The organism is Streptomyces sp. NPDC059718, assembly GCF_042733315.1.
Taxonomy (GTDB): Bacteria; Actinomycetota; Actinomycetes; order Streptomycetales; family Streptomycetaceae; genus Actinacidiphila.
In genome coordinates this window covers 125784-141361 of the sequence record NZ_JBHWGA010000008.1, presented here as the reverse complement: position 1 = coordinate 141361, position 15578 = coordinate 125784, and the positions used below count along the sequence as shown (strand labels likewise).

The window sequence follows — 15578 nt, the reverse complement described above, 5'->3', positions numbered from 1 at the left end:
GACATGGGCGCACTCTGGAGATAGGCCCCGTTTCCGCACGTGCCGAATGGGCCTTCGGAACGGGGCTGTGGCTGCAGGCCGCTGCCCGCGATGGGCTGTGGCCGATCCATCCACGGGAGCCCGGAGGCCCTCGTAGGCCGGGGGCCGGTGTGCCGGCTCGTTCCGGGCGGCATTGATGGTCTCTTCAGTACCTCAGCGTTGCTCTCGCGCCGGGCGACCGTGGCAACTACCGACATGCACGGAAGGACACGCCATCATGAGGCGCAAGACACTGATCGCCACCGTGGCTGCCGCCGCCGCACTGGCCGGAGCGGCAGGCTCGACGTCGGCCGCCGTCGCGGCCGACCACCCTCAGAGCACGGTCTCCGTGGTCGCCGACGACGGCGGGGGCGACGACGACGGCGGGGGCGACGACGGTGACGGCGGCGGCGACTACGGTGACTGAAGGTGACTCCCGCAGCTGACAGCGCGGACGCCACCCCACACGCAATGCGTCTTCTCCAGGCCGGCGGTGCCACCCGCTGACCTGTCGAGGTCTCATCGCCATCCGCGGGTCCCCGCCGCTCCATCGCGGCGAGGACCCGTTCGTCGCTTCCGGCCCCTGGTGGTGCGGCGGCCGTGGTGGAGTAGGGTCTCCCCACGTCACGCCGCACACACCGCATCGGGGATCAGCCTGTGACGCCGTACTCCCTGGCCTTCTCCATGGACGTCATCACCACCGGCACCGTGCTGGGCGTGGACCCCGCGGATTCCCCCGACCGCGCGACCGAGGTCCTCGGCCCGGATTTCGCCGAGAACGCCTTCGGCTCCCTCCGCATGTGCCGTGACTACGGCCTCGTCGAGTTCTACTGGGGCCGGAATGCCGCCGGCGACCCCTGGTCGGGGCACCACTTCAGCATGCAGGTGCACCGGCTGGCGTTCGGGGGCGGCACGCTCGTCAACGACGAAATACGCGCCATGTACGGCAGGTTCACTCCCAGGCTTCGCTTCGACAAGCTCCGGCGCCTGCTGGACCGGCGCGGTGTCCCCCTGCTGGAGATCCCCGAACTCCCGGCGAACGCCCCGTACTTCCATACGTTCTGGCAGCCCGGTTCCCATGTGGCCGTCTCGGTCATCGGCACCTACGGCGAGTACAGCACGCCCGACAATCTGCGGGTCGGCGACGTGTACAGGATCCAGGCACCGGTCCCCGCCGAGGAAGTGGAGTGGCGGAGGACCCTGAAGAGGTGAGGGATTCCGGCCCGCACAGCACCCAGGCGGCCGGCGAGGCCGTCTGGAGTGAGTACCAGGCTCTCACCCGCGCGTTCCCGCGGGCCTGGAAGCTCGGCCTGAACCTGGCCTTCTACCGGTGCTTCGCCGTGCCGTCCATCGCCCGCGTGCTGATGTCCACGGGCAGGATCACCGGGCAGCCGATGGTGCGCGCCAAGGCCACCGGGGCCGCCCTCTTCCAGCTGATCGAGGAAGGACCCGACGGCGAGGCGTCCGCCCAGGTCCTGGAGCGCCTGCGCCGCGTCCACCGCGAACTGCCCGTCGACAACGACGCCTTCGTCTACGTGCTCGGCCTTTTCTGCGTCCACCCGCTGCGGTTCATGGCCGCCTACGGGCCGCGCCGCCCCACGGCGGCCGAGGAGGAGTCCGCCCATGCCTTCTACACGCTGGTCGGGCACCGGCTGGGCATCCGGCCGATCCCCGCGACGTACCGCGAGCTCGCCGACGCCCAGGACGCCTACGAGCAGCGCTTCTTCCGGGAGACGCCCGAAGGCCTGGCGCTGTGGGGCGCCTCCCGTCAGGTCTTCACGGAGCGCCTGCCCGGCCCCTTCTCCGGGATCGGACCGCTGCTCGCCGAGGCGTTGATGGGCACGGCCGGCACGGCCCTGGGCATCCCCGACCGGCCCCGCACGACAGCGCTGGCCGGGCGCCTGCTTCGCCGGTACCTGGGCCGCGACGGCGCGTCCCCCTGAGTGCCCACGCGGTGGCCGGCCGACCCACACCGAGTACGGATCGGAGCGTCCGACCACCGCACGGCTGCAACTCGCCCTGCCACCCGGCACGGACGAGGACGAGCCCTCGGCACCCTGGCGACTCCGCACCGCTGCACCGGCCCGCGCGCCTTCCGCCTTCGCACCGCTGCCTTCCATGGCCCGGGCGTACTCGCCCAATCCGCGCCGCCGACCGGCCCCCACAGCCTCGACCTGCACCAGGGCGCCGTGCACATCGCCGCCGGGAACGGATGGAGTGGGTCGGTGAACTGACGCCGGGACAGGCCCGGCGGCAGATCACTTGGTGGCGTAGATGGCCGTGTAGCCGCCGATGAGGGGACGGGCCTCCGTCCTGGAGAAGCCTGCCGCCGCCAGCCAACCGGTCGCGTCGGCGACGGTGTACTCGGAGCCGGCTTCCGTGTCGATGAGCATGTTCAGCGACACCATGAAGCCGTAGGTGTTGTGCCGTCGGCCGTCGTCGATCATGGCGTCGTAGACGATGAGCGTGCCGCCTTCGGGCAGGGCGTCGTAGGCCTTGCGGAGCAGGAACTGCCGCTGTTCGAGGTTCCAGTCGTGGAGGATCTGCCCCATGACGTAGACGTCGGCCGGGGGAAGGGGGTCGGAGAAGAAGTCGCCGCCATGGAAGGAGAGGCGGTCGGTCAGGCCGTGCGCGGCGGCGAATTCCTCGAAGACCGGGCGTACCGGGGGAAGTTCGAAGACGGTTCCGGTCGTCTCGGGGTGGGATCGCAGCACTGCCGCGGGTACGGCTCCCAGAGCGCCGCCGAGGTCGACCACGTGCCGGCGGCCGGTCCAGTCGAAGTCGGCGGCGAGTGCCCCGGCGAGGGGTGTGCTGACACCGTTCATGCCGTTGAGGAAGTTGCGCCACGCGACGGGGTCTTGGCTCAGCGTGGCGAAGAAGGGGGCTCCGGTGTGCGTGACCTCGTTCTGCTGGGTGCCGGTTCGCAGGGCATCGGTGAGGTTGTCCCAGAAGCCGAAGAGACGGGCGTTGGCCATCTCCAGGATGCCGCCGATGTAGGAGGGCTTGGCCTGGTCCAGGAAGACCTCGGACGCGGGGCTGTTGCGGTAGACACCGTCGTCGTCACGGTCCAGCAGGCCCAGCGACACGAGGGCGTCGAGGAAGTCCGCGGAGGACCTGGGGTGGAGGCCCGCTTCGGCGGCGAGGGACGCGCGATCGCGACCGCCCCGGGCCAGGACGGTGAATATCTCCAGCTCCACCGCGCTCAGCAGTGTCTTCGAGGCCATGAATCCCAGACCCAGCTGAAGGATCGGCTCGGGGGTGATCGATTCGTCGACGGTCACATGTATCTCCACTCACTCAACAACGGTTTCTCAGGTTGGTCGCTTGTCGCGGTCTCGCACCGCCGACCCGGGCGGGACGGGCCGCGCCCCGGGTTCAGAGCGTCTTGATCTGGCCGCCGTCGATGAGCACCTCGGCCCCGTTGATGTTGCCCGCCACCGGCGAGGCCAGGAAGACGGTGAGGTCGGCCACCTCCTGCGGCTCGGTGATCCGGCCCGAGGTGATGCCCATGCTCTGGGGGACCACGACGTCCAGGGCCTCCTGCGCCGTGGTGCCGGCGGCCGCGGCGGTGGCGTCCGCGAAGGCGCCCGGGGCCGTCCAGAACGGGGTACGGACCGGGCCGGGGGAGATCGCGTTGACGCGGATGCCCTTCGGCGCGAACTCCTCGGACAGCGACTTGCTCAGGTTGGTCAGCGCGGCCTTGGCGGCCGAGTAGTCCACGACCATCGGGAAGGGCGTGCGGGCGTTGATGGAGCTGATGTTGACGATGGCCGCGCCTTCGGCCTCGGCCAGGTGCGGGAGCGCGGCGCGGCTGGCGCGGACGGCACTGAAGAAGGTCAGGTCGAAGATCCGCTGCCATTCGGCGTCGGTGACCTCGAGGAACCCGCCGCGCGGTTCGGCGGCGCCGACGTTGTTGACGAGGATGTCGATCCGCTGGTGGCGCTCCGCCGCGCGGCGGACCAGGGTCTGCGCCCCCTCCGGTGTCGCCAGGTCGACGGGCACGATGGTGACGTCGTAGGCGGTCGCCAGCGCGTCGAGTTCGGGTGTCGAGTTGCGGCTGCCGGCGACGACCCGGACGCCTTCGCGGGCCATCGCCTCGACGACGGCCAGGCCGATGCCCTTGCTGGCTCCGGTGACGACGGCGACCTTGTTCTTGAGGTGCAGTTCCATGAGGAATCCTTTGTGGAGTGATCAATACAGAATTACGGCAAGCGGGAACCCGGCCCACACGGTGTGCGCCGGAGCCCGCCCGTGGTCAGCCCAGGGCGCGCATCGCCACCGCGAGGGCGTCCTCGACGAAGGACCGCCCAAGACGCGCCCGGCCGACGACCCGCAGGCCCTGGACGAAGGTGGTCAGGAAGCGGGCCAGCTCGACCGGGTTCTTGTCCGGCGCCAGCTCACCCCGCGACCTGGCCCGCTCCAGGGCCCCCGCCAGGGACGACTCGACCTGCCGCATCGCCGCGACGACACGTTCGGCCGCCGGGGGCCGGCTGCCGCACTCGGTGGCGGCGTTGACGACGAGGCAACCCCGCGACGGATCGGTCAGGTCCGCCTCGATCATGGCCACGAGAACCTGTCGCACCGCCGGCCGGATCTCGGTCGCGTGCTCGAGGATCTTCACGAGGTCGTCCGCCTGGAGGGCGGAGTAACGCTCGAGGGCCCGGAGGTAGAGCTGTTCCTTCGAGCCGAAAGCCGCGTAGAAGCTGCCGCTTCCGATCGACAGCTCGTCGAGGAGGTCCTGCAGGGAGGTCTCGGCGTAGCCGCGACGCCAGAACAGGTCCATCGCGCGGTCGACCGCCTGGTCGACGTCGAACTCCCTGATCCGTCCCATGCCCGGAAGCCTAGCACGATTCTGGATTGCTCAATAAAGTAAACGTTCCGGGGGCCGTCTCGCCCGCTGCGGTCCTCACCGGGCTCAGAGGGATGCCAGCCAGGCCGCGGTCTCGTCGGGGTGGGCGAAGCGGAGGGTGTCCAGCGGAGCGAAGCGCGGATCGCCGACCCGGCGCTCGATCTCGAGGCGACGGCCCGCGTGCTGGGACCAGGACCACCAGGCAGGATGCTCCCGGCTCAGCCAGCCGGTGAGGGTTTCCCTGTTGCCCCCGAAGACCGCCTCGCGCGTGACGGTGCGCCGCACGGACCGGCGCAGGACGCGCGGCATGATGACGCGCCTGGGGTAGTCCAGCCACACCACGGTGTCGGCCCGCCCCCACAGCAGGTCACGAACCTCCGGGTAGCCGAGGGAGTCGACCACCCAGCGGGGCCCGGCGGCGAACCCCGCCACGTCCTCGGTGAACGCGCCGTTCACCGCCCAGCCGGGGCCGTTGAAGTACAGCGCGTCCATCTCGTGGTACGGCAGGCCCAGTCGACCGCTCACCGCACGGGCGAGCGTGGACTTGCCCGCGCCCGTGGCGCCCACCACCAAGATCCGTTCCACGAACGTGCACCCTACCCGGGGCCGCCGCGGTGCGGGCAGTGGCAGACGCTCGTGACGCGTCAGCCGGCCTTGTTCGGATCGAAGCCGTACCGGCGATCACGGACGGCCGCCACGACCTTGGCGACCCGGGCGTCGAAGGCGTCGAGTTCTTCCGCCTCGGCCGCGTCGGCGACGAACGCACGTCGGTCACACAGGACGCCTGCCCGCCAGATCCGTTCGATGGCCCGGGTCGCGGTGATGTCGGTCAACGGGTCGCCGGACACGAGCATGAGGTCCGCGCGCCGACCGGGTGCGACCTGCCCGCGGTCGGCGAGGCCGAACACTCGTGCCGGAGCGGCGGTCGCGGCGTTCAGCGCCTGAGCGGGCGTCATGCCGCAGCGGCCGAGCAGCTCCAGTTCCCGGTGCAGACTTGCCCCGAACACGGTTCCCGGGTTCGGGGCGTCGGTGCCGGCCAGGATCGTGACGCCCGCGTCGACCAGGCGGCCGACGTTCTCCTCAGCGCGGGAATAGGGCGGCATCGCTCGCCCATGCCGCCCTGATGCGCCAGAGGTCAGCCGCCGCGCCTGTGCGTCCCCGAGTGCCGCGGCGAGTCGGGGGTCGCCGGCCACAGCTGCCCCGCCCGGTTCGCCCAGGACGTTCTCGATGGTCGCCAGCGTCGGGCCGACCGCGATTCCGGCCTCGGCGATCCGCCCGGCCAGGGCTCCGTCCAGTTCACCGTCCACCGGCACATGCGCGATGACGTCGATGCCCGCGGACACGACCTCGCCCATCCCGGCCACGGAGTGGATGTGCGCGACGACCACGAGTCCGCGACGATGCGCCGCCTCGGTCAACGCGGCGATCGTGGCCAGGTCCAAAGACGGGGTCGTCCGTGGACCCGCCGTGCCCGAGGGGCCGAAGATCTTCACGTAGTCCGAGCCTTCGGCGACGCGGTCCGCGACGAACTGCTCGGCCTGCTCCGGGCCGGTCAAGGTCGGGAACGGGGCGTACATCGCCGAGGGATGCCCGCCCGGAGCAGTGGCACCGATCCCCGCGGAACGCACGTCGGCGACGTCCGGCCGCGCGCCGGCCTGTTGCTTGGCCACGGCCATCACGTCGGCCTGGCTGAACATGTCCAGTGCAGTGGTCACACCGAAGGTGAGCCCCTGCGCCAGAGCGCCGGGCACCAGGTGGATGTGCGAGTCGATCAGCCCCGGCAGGAGGGTGCCGCCCTCCGCGTCGATCACCTCGTCGCCGTCCTGGACAGTGGGACCGGTGGCGCAGTCGGTGATGATGCCGTCGGCGAACCGGACCGACGTCCAGTCCCGCAGCCGGGTGCCGTCAAAGACCCTCGCGTTGACGATCGCCGTTGCTTCGGTCACGCGGCCCCTCCCGAACGGATGCGCTTGGTGTCAGGGGCGGGACGCTAGAGCGTCACGCGATGTGAGGTCAACTCGCCCCCACTACCCGGTCCGCTCGTCGTAGGTCTGCTGGTGGCGGCGGATCTCCGCGTGCCGCTCGGCCGACCAGGCCGCCAGTTCCAGCACGGTGGACAGCAGGGAGGTGCCGAGCCCGGTCAGGGAGTACTCGACGCGCGGCGGCACCTCGGCGTACGCGGTCCGGTCGACCAGGCCGCTGCGCTGGAGCTGCTTAAGGGTGAGGGTGAGCATCCGCTGGGAGATGCCCGGGATGGCGTGCGCGAGGTCGGAGTAGCGCACGGGTCCGTCGGAGAGGGTGCCGATGATCAGCACGCTCCACTTGTCGCCGACCAGGTCGAGGATCTCGCGGATGAAGTCCGCGTCCCCGTCGCCCCAGTGCGCGCACGGGCCGGGGGCGCGCCGCACGCTCGCCCGCACGTTGGTGCGTCCCTGCCGCATCCCGTTGCCGGTGCCCACGTCCGCCGCCTCTCCTACGACCCACGCACATCAATGTGCCTTTTGTATCGCTTCTCACACTAATGCAGAGTGAGGCTACGAACAGAAAGTGAGTTTCGAGAGGGGCCCACCATGCAGATCGACTTCTGGTCCGACATCGTCTGCCCGTACTGCGGATTGGCGGACAACCGGCTGCGGCTGGCGCTGGAGCGTTTCGAGCACGCCGGCGAGGTGCGGATCGTGCACCACTCGTTCCAGCTCCACCCCGACCTGCCCCGCGAGGGCATCACCCAGCGGCGGCTCCTGGAGAAGCACGGGATCTCCGCGTCCAGGCGCGAGCAGATCTTCGCGCCGATCGAGCGCGCCGCCCGGGACGAGGGGCTGGACCCCTACCACGCGCTGGAGCGGACGCTGGGGCCGACCGACTACGCGCACGAACTGCTCGCCCTCGCCACCGACCGGGGGCGCGGCGGCGAGGTGTGGACGGCGATGTTCCGCGCCCACTTCGGGCAGGCGCGCGAGCTGTGGACCCGGGAGCAGGTCCTCGACTTCGCCGCCGAAGCCGGCCTCGACCGCGCCGAGGCCGCCGAGGCGCTGCGCGACCGGCGCTACCGGGCCCGGGTGGACGCCGACCAACGCGAGGCCGAGCGCCTGGGGGCACGCGGGACGCCGTTCATCATCCTCGACGGCAGGTACGCGATCCCCGGCGCCGTCGGCATCGACGAGCTCCTGGCCGCGATCACCAGGGCCTGGGAGGCGGCGCACCCCGAGCCCCGGCCGCTGCAGTTCCTCGGCGGAGCGGGCGCGGCCGCCTGCGGCCCGGACGGCTGTGCGGTCCCCCGGCCTCCCGCGCCCTGACGAGACGGGCTCACCGGAGCCCGCCCCACACCCGCGCGCCGGAACCCGGCCGGCGGACCACCACACCCGCACACCCGCACCACAGCGAAAGAGTCACCACCATGTCCTACCTGCTGCGCATCGACGCCTCGGCCTCCGGCGACGCCTCCGTCTCCCGCCGGGTCGCCGACTCCTTCACCGCCGCCTGGACCGGCGGCGTCGTCCGCCGCGACCTCGCGCTCGACCCCGTCGGCCACCTGGACGCGGCCGGCATCCTGGCCCGTACGACCCCCGCCGACGAGCACACCCCCGAGCAGAAGGCCGCCGCCCGGCTCCAGGACGAGCTGGTGGAGGAGTTCCTGGGCGCCGACGCCTACCTCTTCGCCGTACCGCTCTACAACTACGCGATGCCGTCGGTCTTCAAGGCGTGGCTGGACCACATCATGATCGTCGGCAGGACGATCGGGCTGCCCGGCCCCGCCCCCAGCGCCGGCCGCCCCGCCGTCGTCGTCTCCGCCAGGGGCGGCGGCTACGGTCCCGGCGCGCCCCAGCACGGCAAGGACTTCCTGATCCCCGCGCTGCAGACCATCCTCGGCGATCCGCGGCTGATGGCCCTGGACGTCCGCCCCATCACGCCCGAACTGACCTATGCGCCCACGGTGCCGTCGCTCGGGCACCTGCTCCCCGAGCACCGCACCTCACTGGAGGATGCGCACGCGCGGGCGCGCCGTCAGGCGGTGGAGGTCGCCGCGCTCACCGCCACCCGGTCGGCCACCTGACCAAGTCCGTCCAGGACGCGCTGCCCGTGCGGGGCAGCGGGGGTCAGCGCACCTTGCGGAAGGTCTCGCGGACGTCGTCGATGTAGGCTTCGGGATTCTCGTAGTGGCCGAAGTGACCTCCCTTCGGGTGGGCGTTGACGTTGACCACGTTGAACGAGTCGTAGGACGGGCCGTGAACGAAGGCGGCGATGCGCTCCTCGACCGTGCGGACACCGGGCGGGTAGACGTCGCCGAGCAGGAAGGTGAAGCCCGCCGGTGCCTCGACCACCGGCCGGCGGTCGTGCGACGGCGTCCAGGGGTGGCGGACGGTGTTGCGGTACATGCGGATCGAGGTGCCGATGGACTGGGTCACCCAGAAGACGGTGGCCTGCGTCAGGACGAAGTCCCGGGAGAAGACGGCGTCGAAGTCCTCGTTCTTGTCGCTCCACTTCTTCCACCGCTGCAGCAGCCAGGCGAGCATGCCGACCGGGGAGTCGTTCAGACCGTGCGACAGGGTCGACGCGTCCAGCATGTGCACGGCGACGTGGGAGGCGTAGGTGGAGTGGAACTTCATGATGTCCGCCCGCAGTTCGGGCGAGGCGTCCGCGGGGATGGGCTGGCCCATGGTCAGGTCCCAGTAGCGGTCGTGCTGGAACAGTCCCGGCGGCAGGTCGTGGCCGAAGTGAAGGGCGATGAGGCTGTCGGCGTACTTGTGACCCAGGGCGCTGGTCACCAGGGCGCCATAGTCGGAGCCCAGCGAGCCGTACTTCTCGTGGCCGAGCACCTCGGTCATGAGGGTGTGGAGGATGTCGGCGATCTTCCAGTAGTTCAGGTCGCCCCGCCTGAGGGGGGTGGACCAGGCGAAGCCGGGAAGGGTCGGCATGATGACGTCGAAGGCGTCGGCCGGGTCGCCGCCGTGGGCGGCGGGGTCCGCCAGGGGGTCGAGGAGCGGGTAGCTGAACTCACCGGGCCACGGCCAGCCGTGCAGGACCAGCAACGGGGTCGGGCTCGGGCCCTTGCCGGGCTTGCGGACGAAGTGGACGGGAGTGCCGTCGATCTCCACCGTGAACTGCTCGTGCCCGTTCAGCCGCTTCTCGGCCGCGCGCCAGTCGAACCCTTCCGCCCAGTACTCGACCAGCGGCTTGAGGTAGGCGGTGCCGACACCGTAGTACTCCTCCTCGTTGTCCAGGTCGTCGAAGAAGCGGGTCTTCCTCAGGCGGTCGGTGAGGTCGTCCAGGACGTCCTGCGCCACGTCGATGGTGAAGCGTTCCGGCGACGGAACCGTGTTCTTGTCGGTCATGGGTGCGCTGCTTTCTCGGGAAGGTGGGGCAGGTGCTGAAGGGGGGGAAGGTGCGGTGCCCCGGGAGGGGGACACCGTCAGTAACTGAAGTCCAGGCGCAGCCGGGTCTGCTCGAGTTCGGCGATGTACCAGGTGTCGCCGGTCCTGATGAAGCGGGCGTGGTAGTGGCCGTAACCGTGCATGCCCTTGAACGGGAAGTCCGGGTTGACCTCGGCGTCCTCGGGCCGGGTGATGAGGTCCTCCATCGACCAGGTGCCGCGGGCGGCGCCGGGCGCCGACTCGACGTCGATCTCGTCGGAGAACAGGTGGTGGACCAGGACGTCGTCGGGACCGCTGCTCCCGCCGATCGTGGCGGCGATCTCCTCACGACCGGTCATCCGCAGCCACACCGAACCGTCGGGCTTGCGCGGGGTGAACGTGCCGTCGGGAGTGAACAGGCCAGCCAGGTCCTGCCACCGCTTCTGGTCGGCGTAGCGGACGTACCGCGCCATCAGGCGGCGCAGTTCTTCGATCGTCGTCAGGCGTTCGACGTCGTTCATGTGGTGCTCCTTGCGGATTCGGGACGGTCGCCCGCCAGCGGTCGGTGGCTCAACTGAGGAGCGAGCGGGCGTAGTCGGGGTTGGTGTAGTCGCGCCAGGCGGCGATCCTGCCGTCGCGGACCTCGTAGACGGCCATGTTCATCACGGGGGCCAGTGGCCCGCCGGGAAGGGCGAGGCCGTGGACCTGCTCGGCGATGACGATGTCGCCGTTGACGGCCTGGTGGACCGTCTCGAACCTGACCTGCTCGAAGGTGCCGAAGACGTTCCGCCACATCTCCAGCAGGGCGTCCCGGCCCCGGATCTCGTCGTCGCCGTAGTTGCGGAAGACGACGTCGGCGTGGAGGAACGGCAGCAGGCGGTCGGGGTCCTTGGTGTTGAACGCCTCGACGAAGGTGCGGACCAGAGTGTCGTGGTCGACGGACATGGAATTCCCTCGCTTCCCGCCGCACGCGCTGGGGCGCGCGGCGCCCGGGAGCAGATTGGACCGCTTGGTCCATCTGCTGTCTGCCGCCAGCATCGACGGCACAAATTGGACCCGCAAGTCCAAAAAACGAGATGCGGACCACCCGGTCCAGACCTGAGCACCCCCGGATCCGGCCCTTCCCGCCAGGCGGTAGCGACGGCACGCCTGGCACGCCGGCGGGGTACCGGGCCGGCCAGTCGCCGGGGTTCTGCGGAAACGCGGCTAGCGGGGTGCCGACGCGCCACTGCGGGCATCGGACGAGGTTCGGGGGCCGGTGCCCTGATCGCAGGGGCACGCGGTGGAGCGGGTGTCGTGCCAGGAGACGGCGAAGGTGATCACGAGAACGGTGATGATGAAGCTCAGTGACGCCCAGACGGGAGCCTTGTAGACATCGGTGAGCAGGAGCTTCACCCCGACTCCGGCGAGGATGACGCCCAGGCCGGTCTGCAGGTGGCGGAACCGGCGGGCGGCGCCGCTGATGAGGAAGTAGGCCGCGCGCATGCCCAGGAGCGAGAAGGCGTTGGCGGCGAAGACGATGAAGGTGTTCTGGGTGACCGCGAAGATCGCCGGAATGCTGTCGACGGCGAAGACGACGTCGGTGGTCTCGATGACGACCAGGGCGGCGAGCAAGGGCGTCACCGCCCAGGCCCCGTTCACCTTGACCAGCAGACGCTGGCCGTACAGCCGCTCCGTCACGGGGACCACGCGCCGCAGCGCACGCAGGACGATGTTGCGGTCGGGGTGGCCCTGAGCGGCGCCGTGGCGCAGGACCTTGTACGCGGTCAGCAGCAGGAGCGCACCGAAGACGTAGATGGTGGCGTGGAAGGCGTCCAGCAACGCGGCGCCGACCAGGATGAACACCGCGCGCATGGCCAGCGCGCCGATGATGCCCCACATCAGGACCCGGTGCTGGTAGCGGTCGGGGATGCCGAAGTACCCGAAGATCAGGGCGAAGACGAAGATGTTGTCGACGGACAGGCTCTTCTCGATGAGGTAGCCGGCCAGGTACTCCTCGGCCAGGACCGGGCCCTTCCAGATCAGCAGCAGACCGCAGAAGCCGAGGCCGAGCAGTACCCAGATGACGCTCCAGGCAGCGGCTTCCCTGAGGGAGATCACGGTCGCCCGGCGGTGGATGACGAGCAGGTCCAGGAACAGCACCACCGCCAGGAAGGCGATGAGGACGATCCAGGCGGCGATCGGTATCTCCACACCGCCCGCCTTCCCGACTTTGCCACTCCTTTAACCATTTGAGGTGAAATGCGTACTATTGAACTTCCCTTGGCGAAGGGCGTGGTCGGGGTGCGTCGATTCGGGTCGGTGGGGCACGGAGCACGCAAGTGTGCCCGCTGGGCCCGTTCTTCCTCGTCGGCCACGGTGAGCATCGGCCGACCTGGCGCGCACAGCACGGTGCCGGGCCCACTACGCCAAGCGTGCTGACCCACGAGTTGGGGCCGACCGGAGGTCGGCCCCAACTGGGCTACTACCTTCCGCCGCCACCGCCGCCCCCACCGCCGTGGCCGCCGCCCCCGCCGCCACCACCGTGGCCGCCACCGCCACCGCCGCCGCCATGACCGCCACCGCCGCCGCCGTGACCGCCGCCGCCGTAGCCGCCACCACCATGACCACCGCCACCATGACCGCCGCCGTAGCCGCCGTCACCGTGGCCGCCGTAGCCCCCACCGCCGTGACCGCCGTGACCGTGGTCGCCGTGACCGTGACCGCCGTACCCACCGTGGCCATGACCGTGGCCGCCGTAGCCGTAGCCGTAACCCCAATCGCCGCCGCCCCAGCCGCCGTGGCTGACGGCGGACACGGGCGAGGCGGTCGGTGCGGCGACGGCCGATGTGGCCGCACCCCCCAGGGCAAGCGCGAGGCCGGCCAGCGCGGCGAAGGGCCACCTGGGAATACGCATGACAACTCTCCCTTGCCAGGTTGATTCCTGGACCTGAGGCGCGGGACCACGTGCGGCTGCACGCCCGAGCGGCCCCGGCCCCCGCTGCGGGTGATTGAGCCCGCAGATCACGTGGCAATGCACAAACTGGCTCTTATTGCCACATTTCCACCACCCCCATGCTCTGTCTGCGATGCCGCGGAGTCAATACACCCACCGGCCCGGGGCTGGACGGTCGGACCTGGAACGCCGCCCGCTACCGGCCGGGTTCGCCCGGCGAAGGCGTGGCCGTCTCGACCGGAAGATCCAGACGCAGCTGGTAGCCACCGTCAGGGGTGGCACCGCAGACGAGGGAGCCGCCGAGCAGCGCCGCACGCTGGCGCAGGCCCGTCAGGCCGTAACGGGCGCTCGGCAAGGGGAAGGTCGGCCGGTCGGGGGCGCTGTTGGTGACCATGACATGGGCGGTCGCATCGGCGTGCCAGACCCGAATGGTCGTGGCGGCACCCGGGGCGTGTTTGCGAACGTTGGTCAGCCCTTCTTGGACGGTGCGGTAGATGGCGCGCTGCACGGAAGGGGCGAGGTCGACGGGAAGGTCGACGGTCAGCTCGGCGTCGATGCCGCTGCCGCCGACCAGGCGCTCCAGATCGGCCACGGACGGCTGCGGGGTGAGCTCGGTGAGGCGACCACCGGAAGCACGCAGCACGCCGACCATGTACCTCAGCTCGTCCAGGGTCTGCACACTCAGCCGGCGGATCGTGCCGGCGGCGTCCTTGGCGTGGGCGTCACCCGTACCGACCTGCAGGGCGCCGGCCCGCACCGCGATCAGACCGACCTGGTGGGAGACCACGTCGTGCATCTCCCGGGCGAGCTGGGCACGCTCGGCGGCCAGAATGGTCTGGGCGATCAGCAGCCGTTCGTGCTCGCGAGCCTCGGAGACTTCCACGATGCGTCGCGACAGGTCCCGGCGGGCTTGGACCAGTTGCCCGAGGAAGGCCGCCGCGGCCGCGGTCGCCGCCGTGTAGGTCAAGGTGACCAGGTCCTCCGCCGACAGGTCCGGCGCCAGGTCGCACAGCGTGAACGCCACCACGCCGAGCGCCAGGATGAGGCGCCGGCGCGACACGGATGCGAGGGTGTACAGCGCTGCGAGCGATGCGAAGATCGCGTCGGAGAAGAAGACGGCCGGCAGGGTCACGAGGAACGTCAGCAGCGGCAGGCCGTGCCGCAGCAGGAGCGCGAAGGCCCCGCTCACCGCGCATGCGAGTTGCAAGGGTTCGTCGATGTGGACATGGACCCAGACGTCGAAGAGCGCGACGAGGACCAAAGCGCCGTCAAGGACGACGGACGGCGGGCGTCGGAGATTCACCTGACCTCCTGGTCCCTCGACGGCCGCATGCCGCGCCCGTGTTCTCCCGGCGTCACGCGGGTCTGGACGTGCAGGCCGCCGGCCACCGAGGACCGGTGCCCGGTACGTGCGGGGGCGCCGTCAAGTCCCCTCTGGACAACAGGAACGTTACTGATCGTAACAGGAGGAAGCGGAACTTCCGGGGCCCGGTCAGAGATGCGGCGCGGCGTTCCAGCTGGCCAGGAGCGGCAGGACGCGGGCGGTGGAGGAGTCGGGTTCGGCGGTGTAGACGACGAGGCGCTGGTCGGGCTCGTGGGGCGCGCGGACGATCTCGATGTCGAAGGACATCGGGCCCGCCGTGGGGTGCTGGATGCGCTTGGTCACCGACGCGTAGTCGCGGACGGCGTGGTCGTCCCACCAGCGGGCGACGTCGGCGTCGGTGGTGCGCAACTCGTCGACGAGCGCGATGAGGCGGTTGTCGTGCGGGCGGCGGGCGGTCTCCCGGCGCATCGTGGCGACGGTGGCCGAGGCGAAGTCCTGCCAGTTCACGATCCGTTCGCGGGCGACCGGGTCCTGGAACATGTAGCGGACGAACGACGTGCCCGGCTCCAGCGGACGGCCCAGCACCTCCACGAGCAGGGCGTTGCGGGCCAGCACCTCGCCGCGGTGGCCGAGCAGCAGGACCGGGACGTGGTCGAGCGTGCGCATCAGCCGCAGCAGCCCGGGATCGGGGCGCTGCACCGACTGCGGGGTCGCGGCGCGCCGCCGCACGGTGGGTGCGGCGAGGTCACGGAGATGCGCGTGCTCCACCTCGTCCAGGCGTAGCGCCCGGGCCAGCGCGTCGAGCACCTCGTCGGAGATGTTGGCCTGGCGTCCCTGTTCGAGCCGGCTGTAGTAGTCCGGGCTCAGGCCGGCGAGCACGGCCAGCTCCTCGCGCCGCAGCCCCGGCACCCGCCGGGCCCCGGGGAACGCTTCGATGCCCGCCTGGGAGGGGGTGATGCGGTCCCGGCGGGAGCGGAGGAACGCCCCGAGCGCGGCGCGGTCGCGCGGCATGGCTCCAGGGTAGGCGGCACGCCGTCGCCCTGGGTGGTCCTGCCATGCCCAGGTACGTCCTGACCTGGCCCGATGCCGGCGGACCGCCGT

18 protein-coding genes are annotated in these 15578 nt (G+C 70.8%); 5 read left to right on the top strand and 13 right to left on the bottom strand.

The window, feature by feature from the left end:
* The first annotated feature begins 256 nt into the window (after positions 1 to 256).
* The 3 genes from ACFV3E_RS12090 to ACFV3E_RS12080 all read left to right on the top strand — a co-directional run bounded on the left by ACFV3E_RS12090 (position 257) and on the right by ACFV3E_RS12080 (position 1961).
* The gene (locus tag ACFV3E_RS12090) at positions 257 to 445 is read left to right on the top strand and encodes a hypothetical protein (RefSeq protein WP_500534582.1); all 189 of its coding nucleotides are present in this window, start codon (positions 257 to 259) and stop codon (positions 443 to 445) included.
* A gap of 230 nt (positions 446 to 675) precedes the next feature.
* Positions 676 to 1230, top strand: coding sequence for a hypothetical protein (locus ACFV3E_RS12085; RefSeq protein ID WP_500534581.1), 555 nt, complete (start codon positions 676 to 678; stop codon positions 1228 to 1230).
* Entirely contained in the window at positions 1227 to 1961 is a 735-nt protein-coding gene (locus ACFV3E_RS12080; protein WP_500534580.1) for an oxygenase MpaB family protein, read from the top strand. Before ACFV3E_RS12085 ends, ACFV3E_RS12080 begins: the two co-directional genes overlap by 4 nt.
* Positions 1962 to 2276: 315 nt before the next feature.
* Here the strand turns inward: ACFV3E_RS12080 and ACFV3E_RS12075 are convergent, their stop codons facing one another.
* From ACFV3E_RS12075 to ACFV3E_RS12050, 6 genes are all read right to left on the bottom strand, one after another.
* Positions 2277 to 3299, bottom strand: coding sequence for a methyltransferase (locus ACFV3E_RS12075; RefSeq protein WP_500534579.1), 1023 nt, complete (start codon positions 3297 to 3299; stop codon positions 2277 to 2279).
* 94 nt (positions 3300 to 3393) lie between these two features.
* Positions 3394 to 4188, bottom strand: a complete 795-nt coding sequence (locus tag ACFV3E_RS12070) for an SDR family NAD(P)-dependent oxidoreductase (protein ID WP_500534578.1) — start codon at positions 4186 to 4188, stop codon at positions 3394 to 3396.
* An 85-nt stretch (positions 4189 to 4273) separates the two neighbouring features.
* Positions 4274 to 4849, bottom strand: a complete 576-nt coding sequence (locus tag ACFV3E_RS12065; protein ID WP_500534577.1) for a TetR/AcrR family transcriptional regulator — start codon at positions 4847 to 4849, stop codon at positions 4274 to 4276.
* 84 nt (positions 4850 to 4933) lie between these two features.
* The gene (locus ACFV3E_RS12060; RefSeq protein ID WP_500534576.1) at positions 4934 to 5452 is read right to left on the bottom strand and encodes a P-loop NTPase family protein; all 519 of its coding nucleotides are present in this window, start codon (positions 5450 to 5452) and stop codon (positions 4934 to 4936) included.
* A gap of 59 nt (positions 5453 to 5511) precedes the next feature.
* Complete coding sequence (locus ACFV3E_RS12055) at positions 5512 to 6813, bottom strand: amidohydrolase family protein (RefSeq protein WP_500534575.1); 1302 nt, start codon at positions 6811 to 6813, stop codon at positions 5512 to 5514.
* A gap of 81 nt (positions 6814 to 6894) precedes the next feature.
* Complete coding sequence (locus ACFV3E_RS12050) at positions 6895 to 7326, bottom strand: winged helix-turn-helix transcriptional regulator (RefSeq protein ID WP_500534574.1); 432 nt, start codon at positions 7324 to 7326, stop codon at positions 6895 to 6897.
* Positions 7327 to 7437: 111 nt separating this feature from the next.
* On the opposite strand from ACFV3E_RS12050, the gene ACFV3E_RS12045 reads away from it, so the two are divergent.
* Complete coding sequence (locus tag ACFV3E_RS12045; protein ID WP_500534573.1) at positions 7438 to 8163, top strand: DsbA family oxidoreductase; 726 nt, start codon at positions 7438 to 7440, stop codon at positions 8161 to 8163.
* A 101-nt stretch (positions 8164 to 8264) separates the two neighbouring features.
* Positions 8265 to 8921: an FMN-dependent NADH-azoreductase gene (locus tag ACFV3E_RS12040; RefSeq protein ID WP_500534572.1), complete on the top strand. Its 657-nt coding sequence runs from the start codon at positions 8265 to 8267 to the stop codon at positions 8919 to 8921.
* A 43-nt stretch (positions 8922 to 8964) separates the two neighbouring features.
* Here ACFV3E_RS12040 and ACFV3E_RS12035 read toward each other — a convergent pair whose 3' ends face one another.
* The 7 genes from ACFV3E_RS12035 to ACFV3E_RS12005 form a co-directional block, all read right to left on the bottom strand.
* A complete protein-coding gene (locus ACFV3E_RS12035; RefSeq protein WP_500534571.1) occupies positions 8965 to 10200 on the bottom strand; it encodes an epoxide hydrolase family protein in 1236 nt (411 codons plus the stop codon).
* Between the two features lie 77 nt (positions 10201 to 10277).
* Positions 10278 to 10739, bottom strand: coding sequence for a nuclear transport factor 2 family protein (locus ACFV3E_RS12030; RefSeq protein WP_500534570.1), 462 nt, complete (start codon positions 10737 to 10739; stop codon positions 10278 to 10280).
* Positions 10740 to 10788: 49 nt separating this feature from the next.
* Positions 10789 to 11163, bottom strand: coding sequence for a nuclear transport factor 2 family protein (locus ACFV3E_RS12025; protein WP_500534569.1), 375 nt, complete (start codon positions 11161 to 11163; stop codon positions 10789 to 10791).
* A 261-nt stretch (positions 11164 to 11424) separates the two neighbouring features.
* Positions 11425 to 12411: a TerC family protein gene (locus tag ACFV3E_RS12020; protein WP_500534568.1), complete on the bottom strand. Its 987-nt coding sequence runs from the start codon at positions 12409 to 12411 to the stop codon at positions 11425 to 11427.
* Between the two features lie 271 nt (positions 12412 to 12682).
* Positions 12683 to 13114: a hypothetical protein gene (locus tag ACFV3E_RS12015; protein WP_500534567.1), complete on the bottom strand. Its 432-nt coding sequence runs from the start codon at positions 13112 to 13114 to the stop codon at positions 12683 to 12685.
* A 235-nt stretch (positions 13115 to 13349) separates the two neighbouring features.
* Positions 13350 to 14456: a sensor histidine kinase gene (locus ACFV3E_RS12010; RefSeq protein ID WP_500534566.1), complete on the bottom strand. Its 1107-nt coding sequence runs from the start codon at positions 14454 to 14456 to the stop codon at positions 13350 to 13352.
* A gap of 189 nt (positions 14457 to 14645) precedes the next feature.
* Complete coding sequence (locus ACFV3E_RS12005; RefSeq protein WP_500534565.1) at positions 14646 to 15488, bottom strand: helix-turn-helix transcriptional regulator; 843 nt, start codon at positions 15486 to 15488, stop codon at positions 14646 to 14648.
* Positions 15489 to 15578: the final 90 nt, after the last annotated feature.